This window comes from Aliiglaciecola lipolytica (genome assembly GCF_018860635.1).
Lineage (GTDB): Bacteria > Pseudomonadota > Gammaproteobacteria > Enterobacterales > Alteromonadaceae > Aliiglaciecola > Aliiglaciecola lipolytica_A.
Map to the genome: position 1 here is coordinate 172,692 of NZ_JAHKPT010000035.1, position 17,653 is coordinate 190,344.

Annotated in this window: 12 protein-coding genes; 8 read left to right on the top strand and 4 right to left on the bottom strand. The window is 40.6% G+C overall.

What is annotated here, in order from left to right:
- Positions 1-264 precede the first annotated feature (264 nt).
- The 5 genes from pilV to KO530_RS18700 are packed head-to-tail and all read left to right on the top strand — an operon-like array spanning position 265 to position 6,916.
- Entirely contained in the window at positions 265-906 is a 642-nt protein-coding gene (gene pilV, locus KO530_RS18680) for a type IV pilus modification protein PilV (RefSeq protein WP_216049976.1), read from the top strand.
- Complete coding sequence (locus KO530_RS18685; RefSeq protein WP_216049977.1) at positions 903-1,772, top strand: PilW family protein; 870 nt, start codon at positions 903-905, stop codon at positions 1,770-1,772. Before pilV ends, KO530_RS18685 begins: the two co-directional genes overlap by 4 nt.
- Positions 1,769-2,335 carry a pilus assembly PilX family protein gene (locus tag KO530_RS18690; RefSeq protein ID WP_216049978.1) on the top strand — a complete coding sequence of 189 codons (567 nt, stop codon included), beginning with the start codon at positions 1,769-1,771 and terminating at the stop codon, positions 2,333-2,335. Before KO530_RS18685 ends, KO530_RS18690 begins: the two co-directional genes overlap by 4 nt.
- Before the next feature lie 13 nt (positions 2,336-2,348).
- Complete coding sequence (locus KO530_RS18695) at positions 2,349-6,434, top strand: PilC/PilY family type IV pilus protein (RefSeq protein WP_216049979.1); 4,086 nt, start codon at positions 2,349-2,351, stop codon at positions 6,432-6,434.
- Between the two features lie 11 nt (positions 6,435-6,445).
- Positions 6,446-6,916: a type IV pilin protein gene (locus KO530_RS18700; protein ID WP_436792310.1), complete on the top strand. Its 471-nt coding sequence runs from the start codon at positions 6,446-6,448 to the stop codon at positions 6,914-6,916.
- A gap of 87 nt (positions 6,917-7,003) precedes the next feature.
- On the opposite strand, the gene KO530_RS18705 is transcribed toward KO530_RS18700, so the two are convergent.
- Together KO530_RS18705 and KO530_RS18710 are read right to left on the bottom strand one after the other, a co-directional pair.
- Positions 7,004-7,747 (bottom strand): hypothetical protein, encoded by a 744-nt coding sequence (locus tag KO530_RS18705; RefSeq protein ID WP_216049981.1) that lies wholly within the window; start codon positions 7,745-7,747, stop codon positions 7,004-7,006.
- Positions 7,748-7,964: 217 nt separating this feature from the next.
- Positions 7,965-10,208, bottom strand: coding sequence for an acyl-CoA dehydrogenase (locus KO530_RS18710; RefSeq protein WP_216049982.1), 2,244 nt, complete (start codon positions 10,206-10,208; stop codon positions 7,965-7,967).
- A gap of 361 nt (positions 10,209-10,569) precedes the next feature.
- Here KO530_RS18710 and KO530_RS18715 point away from each other — a divergent pair, with 361 nt between their 5' ends.
- From KO530_RS18715 to KO530_RS18725, 3 genes are read left to right on the top strand one after another with little or no spacing between them, the layout of a single operon-like run.
- Positions 10,570-12,876, top strand: coding sequence for an efflux RND transporter permease subunit (locus tag KO530_RS18715; RefSeq protein WP_216049983.1), 2,307 nt, complete (start codon positions 10,570-10,572; stop codon positions 12,874-12,876).
- Positions 12,866-13,675 carry an outer membrane lipoprotein-sorting protein gene (locus KO530_RS18720; RefSeq protein WP_216049984.1) on the top strand — a complete coding sequence of 270 codons (810 nt, stop codon included), beginning with the start codon at positions 12,866-12,868 and terminating at the stop codon, positions 13,673-13,675. Before KO530_RS18715 ends, KO530_RS18720 begins: the two co-directional genes overlap by 11 nt.
- Positions 13,644-14,864, top strand: coding sequence for a hypothetical protein (locus tag KO530_RS18725; protein WP_252729368.1), 1,221 nt, complete (start codon positions 13,644-13,646; stop codon positions 14,862-14,864). The genes KO530_RS18720 and KO530_RS18725 overlap by 32 nt, the downstream gene beginning before the upstream one ends.
- A 22-nt stretch (positions 14,865-14,886) precedes the next feature.
- On the opposite strand, the gene KO530_RS18730 is transcribed toward KO530_RS18725, so the two are convergent.
- On the bottom strand, positions 14,887-16,332 hold the full coding sequence (locus KO530_RS18730; RefSeq protein ID WP_216049985.1) for a polysaccharide lyase: 1,446 nt from the start codon (positions 16,330-16,332) through the stop codon (positions 14,887-14,889).
- Between the two features lie 24 nt (positions 16,333-16,356).
- The gene (locus KO530_RS18735) at positions 16,357-17,649 is read right to left on the bottom strand and encodes a chondroitinase-B domain-containing protein (RefSeq protein WP_216049986.1); all 1,293 of its coding nucleotides are present in this window, start codon (positions 17,647-17,649) and stop codon (positions 16,357-16,359) included.
- Positions 17,650-17,653 lie beyond the last annotated feature (4 nt).

Below are 17,653 nucleotides of genomic sequence, written 5' to 3' on the forward strand. Positions count from 1 at the left end.
AAGGTATTGAAAAGCATAACGAAGGCAGCCTTAATTTTTCTTAATATGGCTGTCTTTGTTGAATACCTCCGCTTTATAACGCTCTCAAAATTATACTTTACTACCTCATTTTCATACCTAAGCCGTACTTACGATAACCAAAACTTGTGTCAAATAGGCTAAATTTACTACCATCAAGCAAGTCTTTCCTTAGGAAGCAAGGTTACTGGCTATACTAGGTGCTGCAGATAACTTAAATTCGGCAAGATAAACGAGAATTGAGGAATGGGTGTGATCAATAGCAAAACTAATCAACAGATTTATTTGCGTCAACATGGCGTAGGTATGATTGAAGTGTTAGTGACGCTATTTATATTGTCAATTGGCATACTGGGTGTGGCTTCTTTGCAGTTTATCAGTTCTTTTTCTAATTCTGACGCGTTAAACCGTTCACAATCGGTAATGGTTGCTCAGCAACTAAGTGAGAGGCTCAGAGCCAGTGCTAGAATGTCTCTAATTGGTGATGGTTTGGTGGTTGATGAAAACTACTTTGATAGCGATGTGTATAATTTTAATAACCTTTCATGTGCTAGTACAGCTTCGGATTATAACTGTTTCTGTTTAACTAAACCGGCGGCGATACCTGATTGTGCGGGTGGACAATGTTCTGCGGCTCAATTTGCTGTTTATGATGGTTACGAAGCATCTTGTTCGGCGGTGTCATCGAATCCATCGGTAACCTTGGCAGTTAGTTGTCAAGATAACAATGCTCTTGATGGCGAGGCGTGCAGCACAGGTTCAAGAGTGAGTATTCTTTTATCTTGGCCGGTGGAAAATTGGAAAAATATTGATCGAACCTTAAATGACGAGTGTGAATCGGAAGATGATGAAGCTCGTGATTGCGTTAAGTTGGATGTGCTGTTATGAGGGCATTTAATCGTTCTCAAGGTGGTTTTAGTTTAGTCGAAATTATGATCACCTTGGCGCTTGGACTACTGATTACCGGCGCCATTATTCAAGTTTTAGTCAGCAACAGTTTGACTGAACGTTTGAACCGTTCTTTGTCGTCTACCCAAGAAAGTGGACGCTTTATTATTACCCGTTTGCGTAACGAACTTCTAATGTCGGGTTTATACGACATCTTAGACCCCGCATTAAATACCGATCAAGATATTGTCTTAGAAAGTGCATTTGTTAGAAACCACCCCGTTATTCTGCCTGGGGATTTTGCTGCTTTTGATGATGTTGGTTCTGCCCAAGGGGCGTCAGGAGCGAGTGACAAAGTAGCTGTAGCAATGCAAGGGAAGACGGATTGTCGTGGTTATAAATTAGGATATGCCGATGATGAAGAGTTTTTCGTTGTTAACGAATATTTTGTTGATGGTAAAACCCTAAAGTGCAGGGGATTTGATGGACGTGTGTTACGGGGACAAAAAGTGGCCGTAGGACACGATGGACATTCCCCAGTGATCCTACTGGATGAAGTCGAAAGCTTTCAAGTTCAATACGGTTACACCAATAATTTGTTAACTGGCGACAACTCTGCGCGGCCAGTAAGTTACGTTACTGCCGACCAACTGCCTGCAATTTTAGCTGATAATGGTCAAGTTGTGGCTATTCGAATTGCTGTATTGATTAAAGGTGACGCTGAAGTGTTTTTAAATTCAGTGCCGAGTTTCAAATTATTAAATGAGACAGCCATTTCTCCTAGCGAGAATCGTCTGTTTAAATTGTTTGAAACCACAATTACGTTACGAAATGCAAAGAACCTAATGCGAAGTATAAAAGTATGAAACAACATGGTTTAGTTATGGTATTTGCACTATTGGTGTTAATGAGCTTAACCGTTCTTGGTGTGGCTTCAGTATCCAGTAGTTTAATGCAAAACAAAATGGCGGTATCAATGGAGAAACAATCTTTAGCTTTTGATGCAGCAGAATCTGCAATTGCTGGGGTGGTGTTCGAATCTGAAGATGAAGTGTTACTTTCTGATCCTGATAAACTTGATCCCTTATCTCAAGCCAGAATGGGAGACGCTGTGGATTTGGTTAATGATGACATGAGTTGTTTCAATGACGACGATTGGACAAACCGCGCAGTCACCGCCGCCAATGGGCTGACTACTAATACTGTTCATGTTGCTGAAGGTCTATACGATGATAATCCGGCCATTTCCAGTTGGTCTAGAACAGCCTTTATTGCAGAACGTGCGTGTTTAGGATCGAGCAATGTTATTGGTGGCAGTAACATTAATTGTCATGTTTTTATCATTAAAGGTTGCGGAAGGATGGAAGGATCCAAGTTTGCTGTGGCTAATACGTTAAGTGCATCCGTTTTTGCGCCAGCGTCACAATAGCGAGGTTGTATTTATGTCTATTAAAAAAGCGCTGCATTCTGGTTTAGCTTGCATATTGTCGAGCATGATTATGTTTTCAGCATTTGCTGATGATTTAGAAATTTATTTAGGCAGTTCTGATGCTGCTGTTGAATATTATCCCAACGTACTGTTCATTATGGATACCTCAGGCAGTATGGACTCAAAGGATGGTACAGATGAAACGCGGATGTTGCGGGTTCAAAATGCGTTAAAAGAGACCTTAGGCTCGGTAACCAATATTAATGCAGGTTTAATGCGCTTTTCCGATTACGGTGGCCCCGTACTCTATCCAGTGAGCCAAATAGACTCCAGTGTTTTACCGGTGCTAACCAAAACGATAATTGAGGGCAATGATGACGCCTATGAAATACTGGGTAGTGTAAACCGGACTAGTTCTGAAATCCGGCTTTCATATGGAACTGAGGTGGTTACCAGTGGTTTTCGTTTTCAAGAGCTCAATATTCCTCAAGGCGCGACTATTACCAACGCTTATTTGCGTTTTACCTCAGCACAGCTAAATACTTCAGCTACTACTTTTAAAATACGCGCGGAACGGGTCCCTGATGCTACTGCTTTTAATAGTAATAGTTTCGATATTTCCACCCGTACTTTAACTTCAAATGAGGTCGATTGGAGTAGCGACAATAGTTGGCCATTGGCCGGCCAAACCATATCTTCACCAGATATAACCAACGTAATACAAGAAGTGATTGATCAAACTACGTGGTGTGGTCAAAACGACTTAAATGTCATTATTGAAGGCTCAAGTGTGGATAGTTCAAGTAACCGAAAAATCGAATCCTTTGAAGATGGTTCGGGCTCGGGCGTGCAACTTGTGGTCGCCTATGACAGTTCTTCATCACCTGGCTGCGTGAGAGGCTCGAGTACTTATCAAGTTGCTTCTAACGATGATAATGCTGAAGAACGCACTAATGGTTATGAATCTACGGGGACAGAGTTAACTTTCAATCCGTCTTATAACGCTTATGTAGGTATGCGATTTAGAAGCTTAGCACTGCCACAAAATGCAATAATCACTAACGCTTATATTCGTTTTACAGCATATCAAAACCGCACAGGCAGTGGTGCCTCTTTTGTTATTAAAGGTATTAATCAAGCCGACCCTGGTAACTTTAAATATTATTCAAGGTATCGCTTGCGAAACGACCCTAAAACTTCGGCGTCTGTGACCTGGGGAAGCATTCCAAGTTGGTACAAGAACTACACTTATGAAACCCCAGACTTGTCTTCTATTGTGCAGGAGTTAGTTAATCGAGGGGATTGGGAGTCGGGGAATGATATGTCCTTTGTGGTGTCTGATATCACCGGTGTTAGAGGTGCCTACTCATATAATGGTAAACCCTCTGCAGCTCCCGTTTTAGTGGTTGAATATGAAGGGTTATCTACACCAGGAAGTACCTCAACGGTAAGAGAGCACTTGATTGGTAAAGTGGATGAATTAACCGCAAATGGTTATACCCCCATAGTTGATACATTATTAGAGGCTACAAATTATTACGGTGGTCGAGCGGTAGATTATGGCTTACAACGTGGTCCTAGTTCAGTGTCATCTTCTGTGCGCAGAAGCACTCGTGTCAGTCACCGGTTGTCTTATATCGGCGATAATTCAGTGCTTCCATATGGATGTACTGAAGATAATTTAAGTTCTAGCTATTGTGTTGGTGAGTACATACCTTCAGGTGCGGTATACGATACGCCGATTCAAGATCAGCAATGTCAGACCAATAACCATATTGTTTTACTCTCTGATGGTGAAGCAAACTACAATCACAGCGAGTCAAAAATTGAGGCTTTGCTAGGGAAAAATTGCTCCGGAAGTGGTGGTGAGAAATGCGGTGTAGATTTGGTCAAAAATATCGGTGATTTGGGTGACTCTGTCATCGATACTCGAATTATCACACACACCATTGGGTTTGCCACCAGCAGCAGTGCCAGTGCTTTTTTAAACCAACTCGCTATCAATGGTGGCGGAGGTTTCTATGAAGCCGATAATTCCGCTGATTTAGTTACCGCTTTCTCATCAATTTTAAAAACGGTTAAAGATGTTAATACAACCTTCGTGTCTCCTGGTGTTGCGGTTAACCAGCTAAATCGCTTGACCCACAATGATGAGCTTTATTTTGCTTTATTTAAACCTTCAGAAGGCGCTATATGGCCTGGAAACTTGAAACGTTATCGCATCGACGGTGATCAAGTTTTAGATCAAAATGGTATAGAGGCAGTAGATGAAGGTACTGGTTTCTTTTCTGAAAATGCGCATAGCTACTGGTCTGTATTAGCCGATGGTAATGACGTTAGAGAAGGTGGTGCGGCAAGCAGAATGAATCTGACGCGCAATATATATGCGTTTGAAGGTACCGGTTCTATAGCCGTTGATGCGAATCAAATACATGAAAGTAATTCTAATATTAGTAAAGATGACTTAGCTATTTCAGCCTTACCTGATGCGGATGAACTGCGTACGGATATTCTCAAATGGGTACGCGGCGTAGATGTTAGAGATGAAGATGGGGACGGCGACTACACTGATATTCGCTTGGCTATGGGAGACCCGATTCATTCTCAGCCTATTATCGTTAATTATTCATCCACAGATAGTGCAATTTTAGTCGCTACTAACCACGGTTTATTGCATTCATTTGATCCAAGTTCGGGCAGTGAAAACTTTGCGGTTATGCCCAAAGAGCTGTTAACTAATCAGTATGATTTATATAAAGACGGCTCATCTTATAATCATATTTATGGTTTAGATGGCGATATGGTCTTACGCAATGTTGACGACAGTATTTATCTTTATGTAGGAATGCGCAGAGGTGGCCGCAATTATTATGCATTCGATATTACCAATAAAACCCAACCTGCACTGAAATTTGAAATTAGTGGTGGTAGCACTGGCTTTGAAAAGTTAGGACAAAGTTGGTCAAGGCCTACTGTTACTAAAGTGAAAATAGGTTCTACCACTAAAGATGTTTTAATTTTTGCTGGTGGCTATGATGAGTCGCAAGACGATAAAGAAATTCGCAGTGCTGATTCTGTTGGTAACGCGGTCTATATGGTAGACGCTGATACTGGCAGTTTGATTTGGAGTGCGAGTAATGCTGATGCAGATCTAGTGCTTACTGATATGCAGTACAGTATTCCTGCTCGAGTATCTGTGATTGACAGGGAAGGGGACGGTGTTGCAGATCATATGTATGTTGCTGATATGGGCGGTCAACTGTTCAGACTAGATATACATAATGGTAGTGGTGTAAGCGAGCTTGTAACTGGAGCTGTAATGGCCAAATTTGGTGGCGATGCAGCGGCTGATAATAGACGCTTCTTTTATGGTCCTGATGTGTCAGAAATCAACCTCGGTAATGATCACTTTTACGCTGTGGCTGTTGGTTCAGGCTTTCGAGCTAAACCGCTAAATAGTGTAATTCAGGATCACTTTTACATGATTAAAGACGAAGGTGTTTTTAATCTTGATGAAGATGGTAATTATACCTTACCAGCAACACCCTATCTGATTTCAGATTTATTTGATGCCACTGCTCATACATTGACCTCTAGCGATGATACCGTTAAGGAAATTGCAACATCAGAGTTCGCCAGTAAACACGGTTGGTATTTAACCCTAGGAGCTGGTGGTGAAAAGGTATTAGCCTCGCCACTAATTATTGATTATAAGTTGTTTTTCACCACCTACTTACCCGCGTCAGCAAGTGATAGCGCCTGTGCACCTCCCACAGGGAACAGTCGTGCTTATCTAGTTAATCTAGTCAATGCTAACGCAGTAACTGATTTGAATTATGATGACGACTTGTCCAATGAAGACAGATATGCACAACTGCAACAAACGGGTATCGCGCCTGAGACTAAAATTCTAATAGAAGATATTACGACACCTGTGGTGTGTTTAGGTACTGAATGTACTTCAGCAGTGATTGACGTTGATGAGGATGGAGACCCAATAGCATGTGGTACCGCATTTGAGTGTTTAGCTGAAAATATTTATGGACGTTTCGAACGAGTGTTGAAAAACAGTTGGAAAACTGAAGTTGAAAGAGAGTGACAAGAGGAATGATGATGCAACGTAATTTAAATCAGGGTTTTACGTTAATTGAGTTGATGATAGTAGTTGCCATAATTGGCATTATCACCAGTATTGCTTATCCAAGTTATCAAGGTTTTTTAAAAACCAGCAACAGAGGTGCTGCCCAGTCTGATTTAATGGCTTTAGCCGCAGCTATGGAGCGCCATAAAGCGTCGACCTATAGTTATAAAGGAGCTGCTGAATCTGCTGCGGATACGGGGAAACCAGCTATATTTCATGATTATTCTCCATCATCTGAACCAGCAGCCAACAAAAAGTATAACCTAACTATTGAAAGCGTTTCGACGTCGGGAAACAGTTATATGATAACCGCAACACCTGTGTCTGGCACTTCTCAAGCCGGTGATGGCAATATTTATTTCTACAGTGACGGAAGAAAAGCCTGGGATAAAGACAATAGTAGCTCTTTATCATCCAGTGAATATTGTTGGGGTTGTTAGTTTTAAATGTCAGTACTTATAAGCAAAAGGCTCAATATTACAAATATTGAGCCTTTTGTTTTTAACTACACAGTTATTTCAAATTGATTAGGGAACCGTGGTGGTGATTTGGGCATCTCTGCGCCATTTTTCTAATTCAGCGACACGGCGAGTCAATGCGCCATTAACTTGATCTAGAGCGACGAGCTTCGCTTGAATATCACCTACTTCTCTGGCGCTATTGTTACTGCTAGATTTCACTTCCGCTAACAAAGTACTAAGTTGCGATAACTCATTTGCTTGTTGTGACAGTTGCTCTTGTAATATCGCTAAGTTAGTTGAGACAGTTGAAAAGTCACCTTCCATGACACCTAACTTCTTCTGAGTTTGACTATTTTGTTGTTTTACATTTTCAGCAAGTTGATTGATGTCAGTTTGATTTCTGCGCCAAGCTGAGGCCCAAAGCTTGTCCATTTGAGCCCATAACTCATCTGTTTTTTCCGTTAGTTCAGAGACAGTTACTCTAAGTGCACCAGCCGATTGGTCCATTTCTTCACCTGTGGCAGACAGGCGTCTTTCTAATTCTGCTACACGACTAATCGCGTTAGCTAATTCAGCATCGCTTTGCATTTTTTGTTGGTAAAGCCAATAACTTGCGCCACAAGCTGCCAATGCAATCAGCAATACTAAAAATAACCAAGCACCCGAAACACCACTTTTATCTTCCTTATTGGAGTCGCCTGATTTTTTGGATTTGGTTTTTTCTTTCGCTCTTGTGCGTTGAAAAGCTTCTCTATCTTCTTTATCTAGAACGATGTTAGGAAGATCGTTATCTAATCGCTCGTTTGCCATTACGTATAATCCAACCTTATATAATCTTGAGTTTGTGATGAGGGTCGTGTCTAAATATTGATTAAACAATATTCTTTACGGATATCCGTGATGGTAGCGTTTTTTTGTGGCCGATGCTATCAATGCAGCAATTATCCTGCATCAGAGGGGTAAATTAAGTAAAAGTTAGGCAAAAAAAAAGCAGATATTATTATCTGCTTTTTGAACGGTTATTCGCCTAAGCTGCGTCAGCTTGCTGGGAATCGGGCGCTTTATGTATATCCACTAGTTCTAAATCAAATGTATATTCATCTACTCTTACGGCCAATTTACGTTTGTCGTTGTAATCCATAACTAAAGCAACTTCAGCAGTGCTTAACAGACCTTTGTCAGCAAAGGTATTCACGATATGTTCGAAGGTTAAAGCCGGCACTACAGGAGTTTGACGTAATTGCTTTTGAATCTTCTTCAGAACAGGCATGGCCGCATGTTTTGCATCGAACGCTTGTTCGTTAATGTAATTTCCATCACCTACATTAGATTTCACTAGATGCGTTAATTCGCTCTTAATGCTCGATTGCTGCATAGTTGCCGAAGATAGCTGACGAACCAAATCATCAGAAATTCCTTTTACCGAAGAGCTATAAGTGTTTGTTAGTACTCTCATCAAACCGCGGGTAGCAGTATTCGGGAAGTTGTTAACAAAATTAACCAGCGCTTGTTCACCTTGCTGTAAACACCACTGAATTGCGTACTCGAAGTAGGGTAACGCTTCAGCTCGATTAGACACTTTTTGCTCATAAAAGCGTACAACAGCCATGGCAGCATAGGTGTAGCTCATGATGTCACCTAGACGTGCAGATAAAAGCTCTGCTTTTTTCAGATCACCACCTAATACTAACAATGAAAGGTCAGCCAGTGGAGCAAGTTTTGCCGACAGTGCATTTAGCCGTTTTTCGTACTTTTTCACTTCAGGCATCGCACTTTTCGCTGAACGTGCAAAAGGTATATAGCTATTCAACATTGAACGGAACGAGTTCGCCACGCTGAATTTAACCGTCTTGCCTAACACTTTATTGAATTCGCTATCAGCCGAATTATCTTCACTGTGAATTAAATCAACCATTTCTTTAAGGTAAGGGTGGCAACGCATCGCACCTTGTCCAAAAATCATCAGGTTACGCGTTAAAATATTCGCGCCTTCAACCGTAATCGCAATTGGTAGTGCCGAATATCCATTTGCCAAGGTGTTTTGAGGACCACGTTGAATCGCTTTACCTGCTTGCACATCCATGGCTGAATTGAGTACATCGCGACCTAATTCTGTCATGTGGTATTTGGCAATAGCTGTGACAACCGATGGTTTAAGCCCTAAGCCAAGGCCTTCAGTTGTTAAAACTCGCATCGCTTCTAACACAAAGGTTTTTCCAGCAATGTCAGCTAGTTTTTCTTGAATACCTTCGAAGCGACCAATAGGTACACCAAATTGTTCACGTACGAACGAATATTCCGCAGTAGATTTAAATGCAGTTTGTGCAGTCGCAACGCCCATAGCAGGCAATGAGATACCGCGGCCGGCACCTAAACAGGCCACTAACATTTGCCATCCACGACCAATATTCTTTTGGCCACCAATGATAAAGTCCATTGGAATAAATACGTTTTCACCCCGAGTGGTACCATTATAAAAACGCACACCCATTGGATCATGACGATTACCTAACTCCACACCTGGATGGCTTTTAGGAATCAGCGCGCAGGTGATACCAAGTTCTAGGGAATCACCAATTAAATGGTCTGGATCAAATACTTTGAAAGCAAGGCCAAGTACTGTGGCAATCGGAGCTAAGGTAATGTAACGCTTATCCCAACTAACACTTAGGCCAATAACTTCTTCGCCTTCCCATGTGCCTTTAGTGACGTATGCCGCATCTGGAATTGCACCGGCATCGGAACCCGCTTCAGGGCCAGTCAATGCAAAGCAAGGGATATCTTCGCCAACACTTAACTTTGGTAACCACTGATTTTGTTGGTCTTCAGTACCATAGTGCATTAATAGCTCACCAGGGCCTAAGGAATTAGGAACCATAACGGTTACCGCAATGGCACCGCTTGTCGCAGCAATAGTGGCTACAATCGTTGAGTTTGCATAAGGACTAAATTCTAATCCTCCAAACTTCTTAGGAATAATCAAAGCGAAAAATTTATTCACTTTTAAGAAAGTGAGAATTTCATCTGGAATATGTTTGCTATTTTGTAATTCAAAATCGTCAACCATTGCCAATAATTCGGTAACCGGCCCATCTAAAAAGGCTTGCTCGTCTTTAGTTAGCTTTGCCGCCGGAATATCTCTAAGGGCCTGCATGTCAGGCTTCCCCTGATAAATTGACGATTCAATCCAAACATCACCAGCATCCAAGGCTTCTTGCTCGGTAACTGAAATTGGGGGTAAAACTTTCTTTAAACTTGTTCTTATACTCATTGTTAACACATCCGCTCATCTGACCAGTTGAGATTAATACTACATGTTTTTAACAAAAGATCAAAACAAACTGTGATAAAGATGTCCGAAATTTACTGCTAAATAGACAGCGGGTTAAGATTAAATATATGTTTAACAAAGGTTTATGTTTTTCTTTTGATGAGTTGGAAATTATAAAAAAATATTTTTTTATACGGCATGAAAAATTGTATGGGGTAGTAATTAGGTGTTTGTTGAAGGATTAAACTATTATGTTAAACATCTGCTTTATAAAGAATTTGTTGGCTTATTGATGTATTGTTGCAAATTAATATTAATGCATTGCAATGCGATCAATTTACCCCCCCTTAGAGGATTAAAAATGCGCAGTTTGTGGTTGAATACCGTTTTAAATAGACCCTGGTTAACAATATTTCTAAGTCTAATATTTATTGTCCTGTGTGGGGCAGGTGCGCAGAAATTAGCCTTCAACGGTGATTATAAAGTTTATTTTGAGAAAGATAACCCGCAGCGAATTGCATTTGAAGAGATGCAGGCTATTTTTAGTAAAAACGAAAACGCCAATATCCTAATTTCGCCAAAAACGGGAAATGTTTTCAACCCAACTACCTTAAAATTAATAGCTGACTTTACCGAAGACGCTTGGCAAACGCCCTTATCTAGTCGCGTCGACTCAATCGCCAACTTTCAGCATACTTGGGCTGAAGACGATGACATGATAGTTGAGCAATTAATACTTGATTCCGACAAGATCGATAATGCGTTGGTTGAGCGAGTAAAAAGTGTTGCTTTAGTAGAACCGAATTTACTTAATCGATTAGTAGACGCGGACGGAAAAGTCGCGCTTGTGGCCGTGACGGTTAATCTTCCTGATGGGGATAAGACCAAAGAAACCGCTGAGATTGTTGATTTTCTAAAACAATTAACTGCCAAGTATGAATTGTTATATCCCGACCATGAATTTCATCATACCGGCATTGTATTTATGAATTCTGCTTTTGAAACCGCGGCGAAAGGCGATGCTTCAACCCTTGTACCTTTGATGTTTGTTGTTATTTTAGTGGTTTTAGGCGTGTTATTACGGTCTTTTGTTGGCACCTTTGTGACGTTGTTGGTGGTTGCGCTTTCAATTGTCTCAACAATGGGGATCGGCGGCTGGATTGGGTTTGATTTAACCACTGCAACAGTTAACGTTCCTACTTTGGTTATGACGTTAGCTGTGGCCGATTGTGTGCATGTTATCGCGTCTTTGTTATATGAGTTACGACAAGGTAAAGGAAAATTAGAAGCTATCGAAACTAGTATGCAACTGAATATCAAGCCTATTTTTATCACCAGCGCGACAACTGCTATTGGTTTTCTAACATTAAACTTTTCAAATGTCCCTGCGCTGGCTGATTTAGGCACATTAACCGCAATAGGTGTGATGATAGCCTTTGTTATGTCGATTAGTTTTCTGCCTTCTATACTGCGAGTTTTGCCAATAAAAGCAGCTAAAGCATCACATAGCGGCAATGATAGCTTCGTAAAGATTGGAGAGTGGGTAATAGCCCACCATAAACGTATATTACCCTTTACTGTTGTAGTGGTTGTTGCCGCTATAGGTACGTCACTTATGAACAAGATAAATGACACTCCTGTTGAATATTTTGATGATAGTGCGGAATTCAAAATTGCCGCAGATTATCAAGAGCAAGTTTTAAGCGGTATGACAACAATAGATTTTGCTTTATTTACCGAACAAGAGTCGGGAATTAACGAGCCGACCAGTCTGAAACATATTCATGAATTTAGTCAGTGGTTAAAAGCACGACCAGAGGTGGACAACGTATCTACAATTAGTGATGTTTATTTACGGCTTAATAAAAATATGCATGGCGATGACCCAGCGTATTATCGTTTGCCAGAAAGCCAGCCATTGGCCGCACAGTTTTTACTCCTTTATGAAATGTCACTACCGTTTAACTTAGACCTTAATAATCAGTTAAATATTGATAAATCGGGAACTAGAATCTTTGTTACTATGCAAACCTTAGGCAGTAAAGAAATTACCTCTTTTGAACAGCAAGCTTATCAGTGGGTCGAAGAAAATGCCCCAGAATTGCGCTTAACTGCTGGTAGTCAAAACTTAATGTTTGCTCACATCGGTGAAGCAAATATGAATAGTTTACTTAGAGGTACAGTTTTGGCTTTGGTTTTAATTAGTGTCATCTTAATGTTTGCGCTGAAATCTTGGAAAATGGGGGCCATAAGTTTAATCCCCAATTTATTACCAGCAGCAATTGGTTTTGGCATTTGGGGACTATACTCGGGCGAAATTAATATGGGCTTGTCAGTCGTATTAAGTATGGCTTTAGGTATAATAGTCGACGACACCGTTCATTTTTTAAGTAAATACCAGCATGCGCGGCAACACGGTGAATCTGCTGAAAATGCCGTGCGATATGCTTTTAAAAGTGTTGGTAAAGCGCTTTGGGTAACCACTGTGGTTTTAACTTTAGGGTTTGCTGTCTTAACTTTATCCAGCTTTGCACTAAACTCTGATATGGGGCTGTTAACAGGTATTATTATTGTCGTTGCTTTAGCTGTCGATTTCCTGTTTTTACCCGCTTTTCTATTGATGTTTGACAAACAAAATTTGTCTGAGGAAGCAAGCAATGAAATTTAATCAAATTCATATTAAACGTTTCGGTCTTTTTTTTACTGTATTCATGTTATGCACAATCGGCAAAGAAGGGTTGGCGCAATCGCCACAGGAAAAAGGGTTAGAAATCGCCAAAGAGCGTAAATTGCGAGATCGAGGTTGGGGAGATTCTGTGGCTCAATTAACTATGATTTTGCGCAACTCTCAAGGGCAGGAAACTGAGCGGGCGATGCGTTTGCATGGGCTTGAAAATCTAGATGGGGGGGACAAGTCGCTCACTATATTTGATGAGCCCAAAGATGTAAATGGAACCGCATTTCTTAATTTCTCTCATGCCAAAAAGCCCGATGAACAATGGATTTATTTGCCTGCGTTAAAACGAGTCAAGCGAATTGCATCGCGCAATAAATCTGGTCCATTTATGGGCAGTGAATTTGCGTATGAAGATATGACAGCGTTTGAAGTTGAGAAATATACTTTTAAATATATTACTGATGAAACCTACAAAAATCGAAAAATGTTTGTGGTTGAACAAACACCTGTAGATGAGTTTTCTGGCTACACTCGACAAAAGGTTTGGATAGATCAAGAACGATACATCCCTTACAAAATAGAGTACTTTGATAAGAAAAATAGTTTATTAAAAACCCTTGAATTAGATGAGTATACTTTATACTTAGATAAATATTGGCGTGCATTGCGCACTGAAATGTTTAATGAGCAAAATGGTAAAAGTACCGAGCTTATTACCCATGAAATTGAGTTTAAAACTGGACTAGAGGACAGTGACTTTGACAAGAATAGTCTCAAACGGGCGAGGTAGTACCGCTGCTCTAACATGCTTAGCGTTGCTATTTACTGCTTCTAATTCAGCCGCCAGTGATATTGAAATTCGCGGCTCAGCAGTGATTGAACAACGTTATTTTTTGCAGGATGCTTTGTATGAAGAGCAGGACCGTGCGAACTTTTCTATCTACGGGTATGCTGAAATCTACAAAGCTTTCAATGATGGCGATGATAGCATTTCGTTCAAACCTTTTTATCGCATAGATCAAAACGACGATGAGCGAACTCATGCTGATATTCGCGAACTTATCTGGTTGCACGTTGGTGACGGTTGGGAAATGCGTACCGGCGTGGGTAAAGTGTTTTGGGGACAAACAGAATCCTTACATCTGGTTGATGTTATTAACCAAACCGATTCGATTGAAGCCATTGATGGTGAAGATAAGCTTGGCCAACCCATGGTCAACCTTTCGTTAATTAGAGATTGGGGAACCACTTCTGTCTTCGTTTTACCTTACTTTCGTGAACGTACGTTTGCCGGATTAGATGGACGACCAAGGTTCGCGCTAGACGTTGATACTGATAATCCACTCTATGAGTCGGATGATGATGAAAATAATGTTGATTGGGCAGCCCGTTGGCAGCACACGTTAGGAATGTGGGAAGTTGGGGTCTCTTATTTTGATGGTACTTCTCGAGAGCCTATTTTAGTTCCTGAATTAAATGAAGACTCGGCTTTGCTTCGACCTTATTATCCTCAAATGCAACAGGCTGGTATCGATCTTCTTGCGGTAATGGGATCTTGGCTTATTAAGTTTGAAGGAATAAGCCGTAAAACTACAGCTGAAGATTACACTGCGTTAGTGGGAGGATTTGAATATACCACTGTTGGTGTGTTTGACACTCAATTTGATTTGGGGTGGCTGATGGAGTACCAATATGATGGTCGGGACAATACTCTGCTCACACCGTCGCAGAATGATTTAATGCTTGGTACCCGCATTGTCTACAATGATATTGATGGCACTGAAATTCTGTTTGGTATTGTGCAAGATTTAGATGAAACCAATAGTCGTTCGGGCTTTATTGAAGCATCCAGTCGAATCAGTGACAACTGGAAGTGGCGTCTTGATGCCTGGTTTTTCTCTAGCGATACGCCAGATGAACCTATTTATCAATATCGCCGTGATGATTTTGTTCAATTGAGTATGGAATTCTACTTTTAATCTTAGCCGCCTAAATAGGCGGCTATTTTCTAACTGGACCAATGTAACTTGATGCAATAACGATATTATCGAGATACATATTGAAGTTGTTTTTAGGCTTAGCGACGCCACCAAAATAATAATTTAACCATACTTTTTCTATTTTAAGTTTATCCGTATCTCTGAAGTGCATATTTTCCCGTTCATAAATGAGTATTCCATCTATCCATACTCTGAAAATACCATCGTTATCACCAGGGGTATTTAATTTGATATATTGTTCAATTGAATACCAGCGTCCCGGTTTCATTGTCGATAACTCGTCTCCCCAAGATATAGTTTTGCCATATTTGTTCTTGGTATCCACTTCGTAAAGGTAACTACCGATTGGCATTCGGCCTCCCCATTCAAGGTTTGATGAAGGCACAGTTTGAAAAAATGATCCACGTACCGACCATCCATTTTTTCCATTGTTTGGCCGACCACCCCAGCCGGCTTTGTTGTATGTGCCGCTGAAGCCTGGCAGTTTTCCACCACCACTAACCTTAGCGCCTGGAGCTAACATCGAATAATATCTAAAATAAGCTTCTTCGGGCTCACGTCCAATTTCCTTAGCAAAATAATAGTCGAGGTTACCGGCTAGATTACGAGAAGTTCTAAATTGAATATTCACGCTGTTGCCGGGCTGACCAGTAAAGTGTCTAACGTTTTTGTGTTTTATAAATTGTAACTCTCCAGTGTTTTGCCATTTGGGTTCAGACATGCCAATTTTATTCTTAATCTCGTTTAACCAACTTTGCTCGTCAAAATCATCAGCATAATAAACTGCGCTATCTTGTTTAATTCCTTTATCTAGTATGTATTTTTGTGCAATCCCGTTAACTTCTGGCAGCCGAGATGGCGGAACATAATCTATTTGATCTGTTTGCAGCGTCGACTTGCCGTACTGACGTTTTGTCGTGGTGAGAAGTAACTTAAGATTTTTCAAAGATTGCCAATCGATATCTTCGCTAAACTGGAATTTCAGCAGCACACTATGTCCACCTCCAGCTTTAATAATCGACTTAGATCCATCTGGTTTACGATTTTTTTTAGCCACAAAGGTATCTATTTCCGCTAACAATAAACGCTTTTTATCGCCTTCTACAAAGGTTAATTGAGGTGCATTGTATCCACCTTTTTCAACGCTGTGGAAATCGGCCACGCCTTTGTTTCCTGGGGCGGCGGAAATGGTAATCATTAGTGGATTAGTTAATTTAACAGACGATAGGTCGATGCTAATAGTGTGCTCACGATCCAGATCCTGAACTTCAAACTCATTTAAATGCCGGGCATACTTTTTATGGAATTTAGCAAAATTACCTTCAGGCCAATATATTTGGGCCATATTACTGGCGTAATTGAAGGTAACACTGTTGTCGAATATTTGTGCTTCAGAAGGCAGCGTGAAAAATATTAAAGAATATAAAGATAAAAATAAGTTTTTCATTTTAACTGAGTAGGCTGTGAGCTGTTATTTAACCATAACATTGTCTCGTTGACTTATAAATGCATTGTCTCTGGCATTAATACGCCCATTTAATCTATTATCAAATATTTTCACTGAAGTTTGTTTATAGCGAGCATCTATACCGACAGAGTTCAATATGGTGTTTCCGCTTATTTCTGTGTCGGCAGCTTTATTGAGATAGATGCTCACATCATTGATACAGTTAAGTACTAGGTTATTTTTTATCTTTCCCGCAAAATGCTCATATTCACAATCTGTATTTTGACAAAATTGACCCTGAGTGCCCCCATCTCCGAATGATAAGCCCACCCGAACATCTAAGCTCGATTGATAAGGTAAATGCCACGCACAATTCACCACATTATTGCTAAACACACCACCTGAGCCTCCGCCCTTCATAAACCCTCCGTATGTTACTGAAACTCTACCACTTAATTGGCGAGCAAAGTCAGCAATGAAATTGTTATCAACAAGCCAATTGTTTCCTCCTACCACATCTATTGGCGTCGCTGGGGTGTCGGTTTTTCGTAAGGTTTGATTATAAAAATCATTGTGTTGTACTAACACGTTATCAGCAAATACTGCGGGGCTTTGTTGGTAGTTTCCATTGGCTTTCAAGGCGGCGTTAAAATCGATAAATTGATTATTAATTAGTTGGGTTTGATCAGCATTACCATACATATGGATTGCATGTTCGCAATATCTTTGTTGACCACAGGCTCCTTGGAATGTGAGATTTTCAATGCGCCAATTGCTTTTATTTAAATATATACCCTCTGTATTTTTAATTTCCAAAATGCTGGTACCCGGCACGCTGCTTAATAGTCGAATAGGACTGTCTTGACTACCGTGGTGTCTCACTTCAAGACGTTTTAGAATAGAATAATGACCTGGATAGAGCAGAATCACATCGCCTTTTCGAGCCTTCAACATTGCAGATCGTAACTCTTCGACGTTTTGCACGGGGTAAAAATTGGAAGCCAGTAATGACAGTGCTTTAATACTGTGAGAATCAATTATTTTGTTATGGTCAACTCCAACCCCAGAGGCTTCTTTATCAAACGGAATCAGTGATGGTTGAGGTATGAGTTTGAGGAACAAGTCAGCACTTTTTAACAGCGTAAGCCTTATTCCCCAATTTTTATGCAGATTAATTTGTACGTACTGACGGCCTTTGATTGTTAGCTCTTTTGCGTAATCTGTTTGTAGAAAAATCAGAACAACTGCAGAAGCAATAAAGACGAAAAAAGCGCAAGCGATAGCAAGCTTTTTAACGCCAGCCTTATTAAATTTCATAAAC

What these genes read in the sequence shown, in the direction of transcription:
- KO530_RS18700 (WP_436792310.1), top strand. Translation starts at nt 6,446, where the DNA reads ATGATGCAACGTAATTTAAATCAGGGTTTTACGTTAATTGAGTTGATG.
- KO530_RS18715 (WP_216049983.1), top strand. Translation starts at nt 10,570, where the DNA reads ATGCGCAGTTTGTGGTTGAATACCGTTTTAAATAGACCCTGGTTAACA.
- KO530_RS18685 (WP_216049977.1), top strand. Translation starts at nt 903, where the DNA reads ATGAGGGCATTTAATCGTTCTCAAGGTGGTTTTAGTTTAGTCGAAATT.
- KO530_RS18710 (WP_216049982.1), bottom strand. Translation starts at nt 10,208, where the DNA reads ATGAGTATAAGAACAAGTTTAAAGAAAGTTTTACCCCCAATTTCAGTT.
- KO530_RS18735 (WP_216049986.1), bottom strand. Translation starts at nt 17,649, where the DNA reads ATGAAATTTAATAAGGCTGGCGTTAAAAAGCTTGCTATCGCTTGCGCT.
- KO530_RS18705 (WP_216049981.1), bottom strand. Translation starts at nt 7,747, where the DNA reads ATGGCAAACGAGCGATTAGATAACGATCTTCCTAACATCGTTCTAGAT.
- KO530_RS18690 (WP_216049978.1), top strand. Translation starts at nt 1,769, where the DNA reads ATGAAACAACATGGTTTAGTTATGGTATTTGCACTATTGGTGTTAATG.
- KO530_RS18720 (WP_216049984.1), top strand. Translation starts at nt 12,866, where the DNA reads ATGAAATTTAATCAAATTCATATTAAACGTTTCGGTCTTTTTTTTACT.
- KO530_RS18695 (WP_216049979.1), top strand. Translation starts at nt 2,349, where the DNA reads ATGTCTATTAAAAAAGCGCTGCATTCTGGTTTAGCTTGCATATTGTCG.
- pilV (WP_216049976.1), top strand. Translation starts at nt 265, where the DNA reads ATGGGTGTGATCAATAGCAAAACTAATCAACAGATTTATTTGCGTCAA.
- KO530_RS18730 (WP_216049985.1), bottom strand. Translation starts at nt 16,332, where the DNA reads ATGAAAAACTTATTTTTATCTTTATATTCTTTAATATTTTTCACGCTG.